Source organism: Phaeobacter sp. G2 (assembly GCA_025163595.1).
Classification (GTDB): domain Bacteria; phylum Pseudomonadota; class Alphaproteobacteria; order Rhodobacterales; family Rhodobacteraceae; genus Pseudophaeobacter.
This window is the reverse complement of sequence record CP104100.1, coordinates 1,033,861-1,048,740: the sequence shown is the minus strand read 5'-3', so window position 1 is coordinate 1,048,740 and position 14,880 is coordinate 1,033,861. Positions and strand designations below refer to the sequence as shown.

13 protein-coding genes and 1 tRNA gene are annotated in these 14,880 nt (G+C 59.3%); 5 read left to right on the top strand and 9 right to left on the bottom strand.

Translation table 11 applies throughout. The features are described from left to right. The first annotated feature begins 29 nt into the window (after positions 1-29). Complete coding sequence (locus N1037_05145) at positions 30-1,418, top strand: MATE family efflux transporter (protein ID UWS80411.1); 1,389 nt, start codon at positions 30-32, stop codon at positions 1,416-1,418. A gap of 68 nt (positions 1,419-1,486) precedes the next feature. Here N1037_05145 and N1037_05140 read toward each other — a convergent pair whose 3' ends face one another. From N1037_05140 to N1037_05120, 5 genes are all read right to left on the bottom strand, one after another. Beyond that, positions 1,487-2,176: an ABC transporter ATP-binding protein gene (locus N1037_05140; GenBank protein UWS80410.1), complete on the bottom strand. Its 690-nt coding sequence runs from the start codon at positions 2,174-2,176 to the stop codon at positions 1,487-1,489. After that, entirely contained in the window at positions 2,173-2,937 is a 765-nt protein-coding gene (locus tag N1037_05135; GenBank protein UWS80409.1) for an ABC transporter ATP-binding protein, read from the bottom strand. The genes N1037_05140 and N1037_05135 overlap by 4 nt, the downstream gene beginning before the upstream one ends. After that, a complete protein-coding gene (locus N1037_05130; GenBank protein UWS80408.1) occupies positions 2,930-3,913 on the bottom strand; it encodes a branched-chain amino acid ABC transporter permease in 984 nt (327 codons plus the stop codon). Before N1037_05130 ends, N1037_05135 begins: the two co-directional genes overlap by 8 nt. Position 3,914: 1 nt before the next feature. After that, positions 3,915-4,835, bottom strand: coding sequence for a branched-chain amino acid ABC transporter permease (locus N1037_05125; protein ID UWS80407.1), 921 nt, complete (start codon positions 4,833-4,835; stop codon positions 3,915-3,917). 62 nt (positions 4,836-4,897) lie between these two features. Further along, entirely contained in the window at positions 4,898-6,034 is a 1,137-nt protein-coding gene (locus N1037_05120) for an ABC transporter substrate-binding protein (protein ID UWS80406.1), read from the bottom strand. Between the two features lie 909 nt (positions 6,035-6,943). On the opposite strand from N1037_05120, the gene N1037_05115 reads away from it, so the two are divergent. Then, positions 6,944-7,633, top strand: a complete 690-nt coding sequence (locus N1037_05115) for an NnrU family protein (protein ID UWS80405.1) — start codon at positions 6,944-6,946, stop codon at positions 7,631-7,633. A gap of 39 nt (positions 7,634-7,672) precedes the next feature. On the opposite strand, the gene N1037_05110 is transcribed toward N1037_05115, so the two are convergent. From N1037_05110 to N1037_05100, 3 genes are read right to left on the bottom strand one after another with little or no spacing between them, the layout of a single operon-like run. Beyond that, a complete protein-coding gene (locus tag N1037_05110) occupies positions 7,673-8,389 on the bottom strand; it encodes a GntR family transcriptional regulator (protein ID UWS80404.1) in 717 nt (238 codons plus the stop codon). Next, positions 8,390-9,538, bottom strand: a complete 1,149-nt coding sequence (gene argE, locus N1037_05105) for an acetylornithine deacetylase (GenBank protein ID UWS81311.1) — start codon at positions 9,536-9,538, stop codon at positions 8,390-8,392. A gap of 11 nt (positions 9,539-9,549) precedes the next feature. Further along, the gene (locus N1037_05100; GenBank protein ID UWS80403.1) at positions 9,550-10,734 is read right to left on the bottom strand and encodes a M24 family metallopeptidase; all 1,185 of its coding nucleotides are present in this window, start codon (positions 10,732-10,734) and stop codon (positions 9,550-9,552) included. Between the two features lie 163 nt (positions 10,735-10,897). Here N1037_05100 and N1037_05095 point away from each other — a divergent pair, with 163 nt between their 5' ends. From N1037_05095 to N1037_05085, 3 genes are all read left to right on the top strand, one after another. Continuing rightward, entirely contained in the window at positions 10,898-12,274 is a 1,377-nt protein-coding gene (locus N1037_05095) for an aspartate aminotransferase family protein (protein UWS80402.1), read from the top strand. Between the two features lie 212 nt (positions 12,275-12,486). Continuing rightward, a tRNA-Ser gene (locus N1037_05090) sits at positions 12,487-12,576 on the top strand. A gap of 148 nt (positions 12,577-12,724) precedes the next feature. Further along, positions 12,725-13,963, top strand: coding sequence for a tyrosine-type recombinase/integrase (locus N1037_05085; protein UWS80401.1), 1,239 nt, complete (start codon positions 12,725-12,727; stop codon positions 13,961-13,963). Here the strand turns inward: N1037_05085 and N1037_05080 are convergent. Further along, entirely contained in the window at positions 13,944-14,876 is a 933-nt protein-coding gene (locus N1037_05080) for an IS5 family transposase (GenBank protein ID UWS80400.1), read from the bottom strand. The genes N1037_05085 and N1037_05080 overlap by 20 nt on opposite strands. Positions 14,877-14,880: the final 4 nt, after the last annotated feature.

The window sequence follows — 14,880 nt, the reverse complement described above, 5'->3', positions numbered from 1 at the left end:
CTAAGCGATTGACTTGAGAGATATGGGATATGACTGACACCCCCACCAATACCTTCACCAATGGCCCATTGGGGGCCATCTATGTTAAAACTGCGCTGCCGATCATTCTGGTGATGGGCATGAACGGCCTGCTGTCGGTGAGTGATGCGCTGTTTCTGGGCATCTATGTCGGACCGGATGCGCTGGCCGCCGTCACCTTGATGTTTCCGATCTATATGCTGATTGTGGCGCTTTCGACGCTGGTTTCAAACGGCATGTCCAGCCTGCTGGCGCGGGCCTTTGGGGCGCAAGACCTTCCCCGCGCGCAGGGTATATTTGCAGGCGCCCATGGGTTGGCCATTGGCCTGGGGCTGGGGCTAATTGCTCTGTTCTTCTTTCTCGGCCAGCCCATGGCGCTGCTGATTGCCGGGGGCTCAGAACACCTGGCCCGGATGGGGGTGATCTATCTGCAAATCACCGTGTTCTTCGCGCCGCTTTTGTTTGTGCTCTCGGTCAATTCGGACGCCCTGCGCAACGAGGGGCGGGTTGGCTTTATGGCACTGATGAGCCTGCTGGTCTCAATCGCCAATATCGGCTTTAACTATGTGCTGATTGCCCTGCTGGATATGGGCGTGGCCGGGTCGGCCTATGGCACGGCAGCGGCGCAGGCGCTTGCCTTTGCCATTATCCTGTGTTTCCGCCTCATCGGCCCGACCGAGCTGCGCCCGGCGGTGCTGCTGCGCAGTTCCATGCTGCGCTATTGGTCCCGAATTCTGGCCCTGGGGGCGCCGCAAAGTCTCAACTTTCTGGGTCTCGCGCTGGGGTCTGCAGCGATCATCACCGCGCTGCAGTGGTTTGGCGGCGCCAACTATCCCGACACGGTATCGGCCTACGGCATCATCACCCGCGTCATCACCTTTGCGTTCCTGCCTCTGTTGGGCCTGTCCTTTGCGATGCAAACCATCACCGGCAACAACTACGGCGCAGAGCTGTGGCAGCGCTCCGATGCCAGCCTGCAGATCGCGCTGGTCGCCGCCTTTGTCTATTGCACCCTGGTCCAGGTGATGGTGATGGCCCTCCCTGCCGAGATCGCCAGCGCCTTTGTCGAAGACCAGGCCGTCATCGCAGAGGTGACCCGCATCCTGCCGGTGATGACCTGTGTGTTCTTCCTGATGGGGCCCCTGATGATGCTGGCCAGCTATTTTCAGGCCATCGGCTCCGCTACCAAGGCCGCCATTCTGGGGCTCAGCAAGACCTATGCCTTTGCCATCCCACTGACGTTTCTACTGCCGCTGCAGTTTGGTGAGATCGGCGTCTGGTATGCTGGTCCCATAGCCGAGGTGATGCTCGGCTGTCTCACCGCGCTGGTTCTGTGGAAACTGGCACAAGGTAGCCCGCTGCGATGGGGGCTGTTTCACCCCAAAAACAGCGCGCCTTAGGCCTGCACAAAAAATATCGGCCGTGGGGACCTATGCCCCACGGCCGTTGTGATCCGTCTGCGAAAGTTTCAGACGCCGAGAAAGCGATCCGTCAGCTCGGGCGTCAACTCGCCCATGCCACCGGACCAAGCTGTTTCGCCCTTATTCAGGATCACGGCCTTATCCGCGACCTGAGCCAGCTCCTTCAATGTCTTGTCCACCACCAGAATCGACATCCCGGTTTGCGATTTCAGCTGTGCAATTGCTTCCCAGATCTCTTGCCGCACCACCGGGGCCAGGCCCTCGGTGGCCTCATCCAGGATCAACAGGCGCGGGTTGGTCATCAGGGCACGCCCGATGGCCAGCATCTGCTGCTCGCCTCCCGACAGCGAGGCGGCCTTTTGATCGCGCCGCTCTGCCAGACGGGGAAACAGACCTGCCACCCGGTCAAAATCCCAGTCCCCCGGACGCGCCGCAGCACTCAGGTTTTCCTCGACCGTCAGGGGCGCAAAGCAGCGACGGCCCTCTGGCACCAGGCCAACCCCCAGCCGGGCAATGCGATGGGATTTCATCTGACGCAGATCGGTCCCAGCAAACTGCAGTTCCCCGGATGTGGCCGCCAGCATGCCACAAATCACCTTGATCGTGGTGCTCTTGCCCATGCCATTGCGCCCCATCAGCGCCAGAACCTGGCCCTCATCAATCGACAGATCGACGCCAAACAAGGCCTGCGACGGACCATAAGAGGCCGTCAGCCCCTGAACTTGCAACAGGCTCATGTCAATTCCTCCTCCCCCAGATAGGCGCGGCGCACCTCTGGGTTATTGCGGATCTCATCGGCGGTCCCGGTGGCGATCACGCTGCCATAGACCAGAACCGAGATCCGGTCAGCCAGGGCAAAGACCGCGTCCATGTCGTGCTCTACCAGCAGGATCGGAGCCTCCTGGCGCAGGCTGTCCAGAAAGGTGGTGAGATCTTTTGACCCGCTGGCGCCAAGTCCTGCCATCGGTTCATCCATCAGGAACAAACGTGGTTTTAGAGTCAGGGCCACTGCCACCTCCAACTGGCGACGCTGGCCATGGGACAGATCGGCGGTGCGCTGCTGCGCCGCCTGCTCCAACCCGACCCGCGACAGGGCCTCCTGCGCGGTGGCGAGCAAATCAGCGTCTTTCATCACATTGCGAAACAGGCCCAACCGACCACCGCGGGCGCGGCGCGCCCCAAGCGCGCCAAGAACCGCATTTTGCAGCACCGAGAATTCCATCGCCAAGGAGGAAATCTGAAAGGTCCGCCCCAGGCCCATCCGCGCCCGTGCCACAGTATCCAGCGCGGTGACATCCTGCCCCAGCACCTCAATGCGGCCGGTATCCGGTTGCAACCCGCCCGAGATCTGTTTGATCAGGGTGGATTTCCCTGCGCCGTTGGGACCGATCAGGGCGTGGATTTCTCCTGGGCGCAGATCCAGTGAGACATCATTGCTGGCTTTCAGCGCGCCAAAGCTTTTGCACAGGTTGTGGACCTGCAGAACCAGATCAGTCATGCGCCACCTCCCGGCCCAACAGGGCACCAATCAAACCGCCGCGCGCAAACAGCACCATGCCCAGCAGCAACAAACCGAGGAAAATTTGCCAGTATTCACTGATCCCCCCCAGAAGATGCTCCAACAGGATATAGACCGCCGCGCCCACAACGGGTCCGTAAAGCCGCCCCACCCCGCCAAGAATGACAAAGATCATGATTTCGCCGCTGGTGTGCCAGCTCAGCATCGTTGGGCTGACAAACCGATTGAGATCGGCAAACAGCGCCCCCGCAAGGCCGGTGATCGCACCAGAGATCACAAAGGCCATGAGCCGCAGCTTGAAAGGCGCCAAACCAACGGTCTGCACCCGGTCCTCTGATTGACGGGCGGCAGAAAGCGCCAGACCAAATGCGGATTGCGCCAGACGCGACGAGATCCAAAGCGTCAGACAAAGGAGCCCAAAGGCGACGGAAAAGAACTGGATCGGGACAAGTGTATTCAGCCCCGGCATTTCGTTGCGGACCCAGATAGACAGGCCATCCTCGCCGCCATAGGCAGACCAGCTGATGGCAAAATAATACAGCATCTGACCAAAGGCCAAGGTAATCATGATGAAATAGACCCCCGAGGTGCGCAGGGACAGTGCGCCGATCACCAGCGCCGCGGTGGCGCTGGCCAGCACCGCCACCAGCCAGATCAGCGGCATCTGATTGCTGCCCTCAAACACAAAGGGCCAGTTGAACAGCGGCTCGTAATTCTGCGCATGTGAGGCCAGAATGCCCATGGCATAGCCGCCGATACCAAAAAACGCCGCATGGCCCAGGCTGACCAGGCCGCCCAGCCCCAGGGCGATGTTCAACCCGACGCCGGCCAGCGCCAGAATGGCGACTTTGGTTGCCAGGGTGATGACAAAGGGTTCATCCATTTGCCAGGCCATCAGCGGCACCGCCAGCAGGGCCAGCAAAATCACCGCATTAAATAGTCTCTCGCGCCCCATCTTATGCGCTCCCCCCAAATAGGCCGGACGGGCGCACCAAAAGCACAGCCGCCATCAGGATATAGATCAACATCGAAGCCAAGGAGGCCCCCAAGGATGCAGCGGCGGCTGGCTCCATCAACAACGCAAACAGCCGTGGCAGGAACACGCCGCCCAGGGTATCCGTCAGCCCCACCAAAAGTGCACCAACCAGCGCCCCCTTGATCGAGCCAATGCCGCCGATGACAATGACCACAAAGGCCAGGATCAGCACCGGCTCTCCCATGCCGACCTGGACCGACTGGATTGCCCCAACCAACGCGCCCGCCAGACCAGCCAGGGCAGCGCCGAGCGCAAAAACCAGCGTGTATAGTTTGGAGATGTCAACGCCCAGGGCTGCGATCATCTCGCGATCCGCCTCGCCAGCGCGGATCTGCACGCCGATGCGCGTCCGCGCAATCAGCCAGAACAAGCCAGCGCCGACCACCAGACCAATGACGATAATCGCCAGACGGTAAAGCGGATACTGAATGCCTCCCGGCAGCGTCACCGGGCCGGACAGATAGCTCGGCACATCCAGAAACAGCGGGAAGGATCCAAACAGCCAGCGGGTGCCCTCGGAAAAGATCAGGATCAGCGCAAAGGTTGCCAGCACCTGATCCAGATGATCGCGATCATACAGGCGGCGAATGACAGTGACCTCCACCAGCGCACCAGCGGCGGCGGCGGCGGCAAGGCTGGCCATCAGCGCCAGCACAAAGGAGCCGGTCCAGCCCGCTACGGCAGCGGCAGCAAAGGCTCCCACCATATACAGCGCACCATGGGCGAGGTTGATCAACCCCATGACGCCAAAGACCAGGGTCAGACCAGCAGCCATCAGGAAGAGCATGACCCCGAACTGTAAACCGTTCAGGACCTGCTCAAGAATGAGAATAAGAGACATGAGGGGATTTCTTTCCTTGGGTTGGGGCCACGACAGCGCGCGGCCCCACCTTTCAAGGTCGTTTACATGTTGCACTCAGACGCATAGGCGTCCGCGTGATCAGACAGACCGGTGGCGATGATCTTGTTGGTGAAGACATCACCTTCCTGGATCACTTCACGCACGTAGATGTTTTGCACCGGGTGGTGGTTGTTGCCAAATTTGAAGTCACCACGCACCGAGTCAAACTCAGCCGCTTCCAGCGCCGCGCGGAAGGCGTCCTGGTCTTTGACATCGGCCTTGTCCAGTGCGCTGAGGATCAGGTTGGCTGTGTCAAACCCCTGGCTGGCATAGAGCGATGGCAGACGACCATATTTCGCCTGGAAGTCAGCAACAAAGGCCGCATTGGCCGCATTGTCGATGTCTTTGTTCCACTGCGATGTGTTCTTGATGCCCAGCGCGGCGGCGCCCACGGCCTGCAGGATACCCTGATCAAAGCTGAAGGCCGGGCCCACAACCGGCAGATCCACACCGCTGTCGGCATATTGTTTGAGGAAGGAAATCCCCATGCCACCGGGCAGGAAGAAATAGACCGAGTCCGCACCAGAAGCCCGGATCTGTGCAATCTCAGCTGCATAATCCGTCTGGCCCAGTTTGGTGTAGATTTCACCGGCCAGCTCCCCGCCATACATGCGTTTGTAACCGGTCAGCGCATCCTTGCCCGCCGGATAGTTCGGCGCCAGAACAAAGCTGTTTGTCAGGCCCGCATCATTGGCATAGGCACCCGCCGCTTCGTGCAGGTTGTCGTTCTGCCAGGCGACGTTGAAATAGTTCTTGTGGCAGCGTTTCCCCGCCAGCGCCGAAGGACCGGCATTGGGAGAAAGGTAAAACACGTCCTGCGCGGTTGCCGCAGGCACCACCGCCATGGCCAGGTTCGACCAGATGATACCGGTCATGATATCAACCTTTTCGGACTGGATCATGCGATCGGCAATCTGCACGGCGCTTTCGGGTTTGCGCTGATCGTCCTCGATCACCACCTCAACATCGTCGCGCCCTGCGGCCTCGATGGCGAGCATAAAGCCATCGCGCACGTCAACGCCCAGCCCAGCGCCGCCGCCCGACAGGGTTGTGATCATGCCAATTTTGGTATCGGCCTGCGCCGAGAGCGCAAGGGTCGACACAGCCGTTGCCATCGCCAGTGATTTCAGAATTTTCATTAGTCACATTCTCCCATAGTACTTCAGTGTGCTTGCCCCGCGTTGGTCGCAGGTGCCATGACGTTACTATCCCCACATCAGGTGAGGGGCGCCAGTTATTCTTGCCCATCCCGGTGCCCCCAGCGCTGAAGACTGACGAAAACCGGGCAGCCCTATGACGATGTTGGGCAGGAGCTGTCTAAAACTGTAAGCAGCAAGTGCTGATTGTTTCAAGGTTAAAATATTGAACCCTAAAGCACCGCCCGTAAAAGCGCCCCCTTTTGGAACGCCCGGTGCCCTTGCGTCTACACCTTTACCAGGTCTGACCTAGGCAGCTTGGAACACGCCCATTTAATCACACAGCCAGCAAAACCTGTCGCCATGATAATGGCAGGCCGCACAGAGCACCATGACTGCCAGGAGAGGGGCTCTCCCGCCGCTTTCCTGTGCTATTATTGTTTTCTGTTAAGGGATTGAAGCTGTTTGCATCGTTGCGTCTGGCCAGCGCTGCGCCTGGATTTTGTGCCGCTACCAAGACAAATCCACCGTGACACCGGGGCACGTGAGCCTCCCCTAAGAGGGTCAGGGCCAACAGGCTTCGCCCTACCCGTCCAGCGATAGAATATCGCCCGCGATGCGCGCTAAAATCGCCAGTCCCAAGCGCACAAATTCTAAGCTCTCCCCCGCCCGGCGATCTGCGCAGGGGCCACCGGGCCCAAGGCGGCAGCTCTCATCACAGCGCAAACCCTGGCACCAACCGCACCGATTCCCAGCAGGTGAAGGGGCAGAGCAGCCGTAGAATCAGCCGAAATGATTCACCGAATTAGGCGTTTTGGTGCCTGGGCGGGTGTTTTCTAGATCCCAGCTATGATCTATCACCATCTAGCGGCACAGAATGCTGCCCCCGCACCTACAGGGAGTTTGACTAAAATGGCCGACTGGCTGAACTTTGCGCTTTCCCTCACTGCCTTTCTGAGCAGCCACATCATCCCGCGCATTGGTGGCCTGCGCGACCGATTGATCACCAAGCTGGGGCGATCGATCTATTTCTCGCTCTATGGCGCAGTGTCGCTGCTCTTGTTTGCCTGGGTGATCGTCGCCGTTGGCGAGGCTCCGCGGGTGGCGATTTGGCCACATTACCCCTGGATGCGTTGGATCCCCAATCTGGCAATGCCGCTGGTCTTTATACTGATTTTTTGCGGCTTGGGACTGCGCAGCCCCAATACACTGGGCTCTAAACAGGAGGCGGAATTTGACGCCACAAATCCCGGAATTGCCGCTGTGAGCCGCCATCCGCTATTACTGGCTCTGTTGATCTGGGCCAGCGCGCATCTGGTGGTCAATGGCGAACTGGCCCATGTTATTCTGTTTGGCACATTTGCCAGCTTCCCGCTGGTGGCCATGTGGGGATTTGACAGAAAATCGGCGCGCCTGATGGGGGTGGAGGCAGAGGCATTTTTTGCCCAGACCTCCTGGCTGTCACTCAGGCCATTGGTGCGCCGCCACTGGTTGCGCCAAAACGCCAGTGCTTTGGCACCACGTTGCCTGCTGGGGCTGTTGTGCTGGGCCGCGCTGTTGCCGCTGCACGAAGCGGTGATTGGTGCCTGGCCGTTTCCCTAGCAGAGACGCGGCTGGCGGGACTGATCTTGCAAGGATACCTTAGCGGCTCTTGAGCTGAAGCCGTTTCAGGCTCATCGAGATATGCGCGCGCTGGATATGCGCCACGGCTTCAACATCTCCGGCACGCAGGGCCAGCTGAATGGCCTCCAATTCGTGCTGAAAGATGCGGAACTCTTCTTCCAGATCCAAATGGGCCTCGCTGGCCGCCCGCAGCCATAGCCGCTTGGTCTGAAAATAGTACCGTTCAAGGGTCTGGCGCAGGGGTTGGTTGGCGGTCAGCTGCAGCAACACCTGAAACACATCTATGTCAAACTGGGTAAAGGCCCGGGCGGTTCCATTGGCGACGATATCCGCGCCGCGCTGCACCAGCTGATCAAACGCAGCGATAAAACCCGCATCCGGCAGAACCGGATCCAGCCGCGCGGTCAGGGCAATCAGCTCGACCCGCAGGCGATAGGCCTGTTCAAGCTCGGTCAGGTCCGCATCGGTGACAACGGTGCCAACGCCATGAACGGACTGTACCAACCCCTCGTCCTCAAGCCGGGCCAGCACCCGACGGATCGGCGTGCGGCTGGTGCCGAACTCCTCTGCCAGGGACACCTCAGAGAGGCGCGTTCCCGGCAGGTAATCCAGCAGGCAAATCCGCTGACGGATCTCGTGATGCATCAAGGCATGACGATCCCGCACCGAAAGCCCCGCATCCTCCAAAGCCTCTTGGGGTGACAAAGCCCCTTGTGGTGACGTCTTATCGCTCACCTATAGATGCTCCTTCAGTCGCTGCAACACCGTCAGGCATTGGTCCAATTGATCCAGGGCCAGATACTCATCCGCCTTATGCGCCTGACTGATCGATCCCGGACCACAGACCACCACATCCATGCCGAGGGCCTGGAAAATACCCGCTTCGGTGCCAAAGGCAACCAGGTCAGCCCCATTGGCGCCTGTCAGCTCTGCCATAATGCGGCGGGCCTCGTTCTGCTCCATAGGGAGCAGCCCGGCGACCTCACCGATGGTTTCCAGGGTGATATCCGCTTCAGGATGGGTCCGACGCATTTCCGGCAACAGTTCATTTTCGCACAGCTGGCGCAGGGCGGTTTTTACAAAATCCGCATCGCTGGCCGTCACCGGGCGCATTTCCCAATCCACCTGCGCCTTTGAGGCGATGACATTATGGGCGACGCCGCCCTGCAGCGCCCCCAAATTTACCGTGGTCCAGGGCGGATCAAACCGGCTCCCCGCCGGGGCCATGCCGCGCAGGCGCTGTTTCAGCTGCAACAGCTCCGCCACATAGCGCACCGCATATTCCACCGCATTGACGCCCAGATCGGGGGCCGAGCCATGGCCTTCGAGTCCGTGAAAATGAGTGCTGTATTCATAGCAGCCCTTGTGACCCTCGATCACCCGCATTTCTGTAGGCTCACCGATGATGGCCACACCCGGCGTCAGCCCGCGCGTTTGCAGATCTGCCGCCAGGTGCTGGGCGCCAAAGCAGCCGACCTCTTCGTCATAGGTAAAGGCAAAATGCAGCGGCCGCGCGCCAACCTGCGCTGCATAGGTCGGCGCCATGGCCAGTGTCGCCGCGATAAAGCCCTTCATATCGCAAGCGCCACGCCCATAAAGCCGCCCATCCCGCTCCGCCATCACAAAGGGGTCCGAGCTCCAGTCCTGATCCGTCACCGGCACCACATCACTATGCCCCGACAGCAAAATGCCACCGTCCACCTCTGGCCCCAAAGTGGCAAAAAGATTGGCCTTGGTCCCACAGGGGGAAGACGTCAGGTCAACCTTGGCGCCGCAGTCCTCCAGCAGCCCCGCCGCATAGGCAATCAGCGCCTGGTTGCTGTCGCTGGACAGGGTGGGAAAGGCGATCAGATCCCCCAGGATCTCGCAGGTGCGATCCCGCAACTCCACCGGCCTCACCCCTTGACGAAGAGCTTGCGCTCAACATCACACAGCGTCTCTGCCGCACCATCTTCGGTGATCAAAATGGTCTCTGTGGTCTCCAGCCCCCAGGTGTCCATCCACAGGGCGGGCATAAAGTGAAAGACCATGCCCGGTTCCAGTACAGTCGTGTCCTCGCTACGGATCGAGGCACTGCGTTCGCCCCAATCTGGTGGGTAGCTGAGCCCGATGGGGTAGCCGCAGCGGCCATTGCGGTCGATGCCATGGCTTTTAAGGACATCAATAAAGGCATTGGCGATGTCACAGGTGCGATTGCCCGCCCGCGCCGCCTGCAACCCGGCCTCGATGCCCTCTAGCTGCGCCGCCTCGGCCCGCAGCACTTCTTCCGGTGGCGTGCCCAGATAGACAGTCCGGCACAGCGGCGCATGATAGCGGCGGTAGCACCCGGAAAGCTCAAAGAAGGTGGCCTCCCCCTCGCGCATCGGCACCCCATTCCAGGTGAGATGCGCCGCTGTTGCGTCCAGACCCGAAGGGGTCAGCGGTACAATGGCCGGGTAATCCCCCCAAAGATCATCCACCCCGGTGATCCCGGCATGATAGATATCCGCCACCAGATCGTTTTTGCGCAGGCCCGGTTCAGCCCGCTCAATCGCGACCTGCATGACCTTTTCGGTGATCCGGGCGGCATTGCGCACAAAGGCAATCTCATCCCCGGATTTCACCAGCCGCTGCCAATTGACCAGGGCCGTGGCATCCAAGATCTGCGCTTGCGGCAGCTCGGCCACCAGCACAGCATGGGCCTTGGCGGAGTAGTAATAATTCTCCATCTCGACACCAATGCGCGCCCCCTCAAAACCAAGAGCGCGAATACGGTCAGCCAAATCCTGCATCGGATGGCGCTCGGTCGATTGCACATAGTGGTCGGCGTAGCCGTGGATATGCTCGGCGGACATCCAGCAGGTGCGCCCTGCCCCGATGCTGTCCATATGCCGCCCCCACCAGACCGGCTCCCCTTCCAGCCCCAAGAGCACCCCCTGATGCACATAAAATGACCAACCATCGTAGCCGGTCAGCCAGGCCTGATTTGACGGATCAGTCACAAACAGCAGCTCGATCCCTGCCTGGTGCATGGCCGCACGGGTCTTGGCGATACGGCGGTCGTATTCAGCGCGGCTGAACGGGGCATTTCCTGGAGCCAATACGGTATCCTTTCTGAGGTATAAGAAGTTGTGATGTGTACAACAGCAAAAACATCATGGAGTTTCTCCCGGATTACTGCCAAGTTTCACCATAAAGGCAAGTGATTCATTTGCCGTTGTACACAAATGCGTAAATTCTACGCGACAGCTACGGGAAAAAATAATGCTGAAGAACGATCAACTAGACAGCTGGGACCGCGATAACTTCTTTCACCCCTCCACCCACCTGGCTCAGCATGCCCGTGGTGAAAGCCCCTCGCGCGTGATCAAAACCGCCAGCGGCGTCCACATCGAAGACCGCGACGGCAACCAGCTGCTGGATGCCTTTGCCGGGCTTTACTGTGTCAATGTCGGCTATGGCCGCCCGGAAATTGCCGAAGCCATTGCCGCCCAGGCCAAGGAGCTGGCCTATTACCACTCCTATGTGGGTCATGGTACCGAGGCCTCCATCACCCTGTCCAAGATGATCCTGGACCGGGCACCGGCTAATATGTCCAAGGTCTATTTTGGCCTCGGCGGCTCGGACGCCAATGAAACCAATGTCAAACTGATCTGGTACTACAACAACATTTTGGGCCGTCCCGAAAAGAAAAAGATCACCTCGCGCTGGCGCGGCTATCACGGCTCCGGGCTGGTTACCGGCTCGCTCACCGGACTTGAGTTGTTTCACAAGAAGTTCGACCTGCCGCTGGCCCAGGTGCTGCACACCGAAGCCCCCTATTACTTCCGCCGCGAAGATCAGAACCAAAGCGAAGAACAATTCGTGGCCCATTGCGTCGCTGAACTGGAAGCCATGATCGAGCGCGAGGGCGCTGACACCATCGCCGCCTTTATTGGTGAGCCGGTGCTGGGCACCGGTGGCATTGTTCCGCCCCCTGCAGGCTATTGGTCCGCAATTCAGGCAGTTCTGAAAAAGCACGACATCCTGCTGGTTGCCGATGAGGTTGTTACCGGATTTGGCCGTCTGGGCACCATGTTTGGCTCTGATCACTATGGGCTGGAGGCCGACATCATCACCATCGCCAAGGGCCTGACCTCAGCCTATGCGCCTCTGTCCGGCTCCATCGTCTCTGACAAGGTCTGGAAAGTGCTGGAGCAAGGCACCGATGAAAACGGCCCCATCGGCCATGGCTGGACCTATTCCGCCCACCCCATCGGCGCGGCGGCCGGGGTTGCCAACCTCAAGCTGATTGATGAGCTGAACCTGATCGAAAATGCCGGCTCAACCGGTGCCTATCTGCAGCAAAGCATGCGCGACGCCCTGGGCGATCACCCCCATGTTGGCGATATCCGTGGCGAAGGCATGCTCTGCGCGGTGGAATTTGTACAGGATCGCGACAGCCGCAGCTTCTTTGATGCCGCTGACAAGATCGGCCCGCAGATCTCTGCCACTTTGCTGGCGCAGGACAGCGTCATCGCCCGTGCCATGCCACAGGGCGACATCCTGGGCTTCGCCCCTCCCTTCTGCCTCAGCCGCAGCGAGGCCGATACCGTGGTCGCCGCAACCAAACGCGCCGTAGAGGCCGTCTTGCCCAGCTGAGACCAACAGGCCCGAGCCAAAGCTCGATCCTGAAAACCGCTGCAGCCTAACGAAAAACACGCCGGCCCGTATCGCTGCGGGCCGTCACCATAGCACCGTCATCAGCTCCACAGCCGGCGCCGCATTACCCAACCAAAGATCTGACAAAAAAATTCTTCAGCCTTCCTTTTTGGGCCTTGTCACCCCCGATCCCCAGACATATACGGGTCAGCGGAGACGTGGCCGAGTGGTCGAAGGCGCTCCCCTGCTAAGGGAGTAGGCCCGGAAGGGTCTCGAGGGTTCGAATCCCTTCGTCTCCGCCACCATACCTTTTTGTTGGCATTGAACAGGTCGCCTTGGGCGGCCTTTTTCGTTTCTTATCCGCCACTTGTGCGCTACTTTCTTTTTGTTGGATTTATTTCGATCTACCTCATATGCTTTCCTTGAGTGGTATAAAATGTGGTATATTGCATGGCGGCGCTCACTGGGAAGCTGACTAAGAAGCTGGTCGAGAACCTCGGACCGGGTCGGCATGGCGACGGCAATGGACTTTATCTGGTGGTTGATCCTTCCGGTGCGCGCCGCTGGATTGTTCGAGTTGTCGTTAAAGGACAGAAAAACAAAAAGGGCGCGCCCCTGCGAACGGATTTTGGACTAGGCGGCGCAGATATCATCTCGCTGCCCCAAGCCCGTGATCGCGCCTTGGAATATCGGCGGATGGCGAAACAGGGGCTAAACCCACGCTTTAACGCCCAGCGCGAAATCCCGACCTTCGAAGAAATTGCGCAACAAGTGCATATTGACCGCATGCCCACCTGGAAGAATGCCAAACATGGGCAGCAATGGATCAACACGCTGCGCGATTATGCCTTCCCTAAGATCGGGCGAATGCCCGTCGATAGCATTGACCAGCCCGAAATTCTCATGTGCCTCTCGCCTATCTGGACCGAAAAACACGAAACGGCACGGCGGCTGGCACAACGGCTCAAGATTGTGCTGGATGTAGCAAAATCAAAAGGCCTTCGATCCGGTGAAAACCCTGTAACAGCGATCAAGGATGCAGGCGTCTTGCCCAAGGTCGTCAAGAAATCGAAACACCATAAAGCTATGCGTTGGCAAGACATCCCGACATTCTATGCTGATCTGTCTGAACGAGACGCGATGGCCGCAAAGGCCCTGATGTTCACCTGCCTGACTGGATCACGCACTGGTGAGGTGCTTGGGATGCGCTGGACCGAACTGGATTTTGAAGCACGGCTTTGGACCTGCCCAGCGGCGCGAATGAAAACCGGCGATGACCACCGCGTGCCGCTGACTGATGAAATGCTAGAGATCATCGAGCCATTAAAGGCGATGGAATCTGATTTTGCGTTTGAGGGTCAGAAAAGGCATAAGCCCCTTTCCAATATGGCGATGCTCATGCTGTTGCGCCGTATGGACGTCGAAGATGCCACCGTCCACGGGTTCCGGTCTACTTTCCGCGACTGGGCCTCTGAGGTGGCTAACGCGCCGCGTGAAGTGGCGGAAATGAGTTTGGCGCATACAGTGGGGTCAAATGTTGAGCGTGCCTATGCGCGATCCGATTTACTGGGCAAGCGGCGTGTGTTGATAGAACGCTGGTCCGGGTATGTATCGGGGCTTTGTTGCACAAATCGGGGTCTGAGCGCATTTCCCCTTTCCCTGGACGAATTTACCCTACGGGCTCTGTGACGGGTATGCCGAGAGCGGTGTAGCGGTTTAGGACCGCGATGCGGACTTGGATTTCCGCTACCTGCCGGTCGAAGTCCCAGGCCATCAGCGATTGGCCGAGCAGCTTCACACAGTGCATCTTGGTTTCAACGCGGCTTCGGCGGTGGTATCCGCTCCATCGTCGCCACAGCGCGCGCCCTAGGTATCGTGAGGCATTGACCGCTTCGTTTCTTGCGATGGCTCCGGCGCTTGTGGGTTTCCACGGTTTGGCGTTCTTGCGCGGCGGAATGACTGCATGAGCCCCCCGTGCTGCAATCACGTCATGGCATCTGCGCGTGTCGTAGGCACCATCGGCGGTCACTGACCCAAGGTCCTGATCTGGTGGGATTTGGTTGAGCAGTTCAGGCAACATGGGCGCATCACCGATGTTGCTGGTGGTGACCTCTACCGCGCGAACCTCCAGCGTTTCCTCATCAATCCCGATATGTATCTTGCGCCAAATACGTCGCTTGGGGCCGCCATGCTTGCGGGCGTTCCATTCACCTTCGCCCTCGGCCTTGATGCCTGTGCTATCGATCAGAAGGTTCAGTGGGCCAGTCCCACCGCGATACGGCAAGCTCACGTTCAGTGTCTTCTGGCGGCGGCACAGCGTACTGAAATCGGGCACGGACCAATCCAGTCCGACCAACCGCAACAGACTCTCAACGAACCCAGCCGTCTGCCTCAGTGGCATACCGAAAAGGACTTTCATGGTCAGACAGGTCTGGATCGCGGCATCGCTGAACTTGCATTGACGACCGCGCCTGCCGGTCGGTGGCGGTGTCCAAACCATCTCGGGATCAAACCAGATCGCAAACGATCCACGCTGCTTCAGCGCGTCATTGTAAGACGACCAATTCGTGGTCTTATACTTCGTAGGGGCCCAACTGCTCATGCAT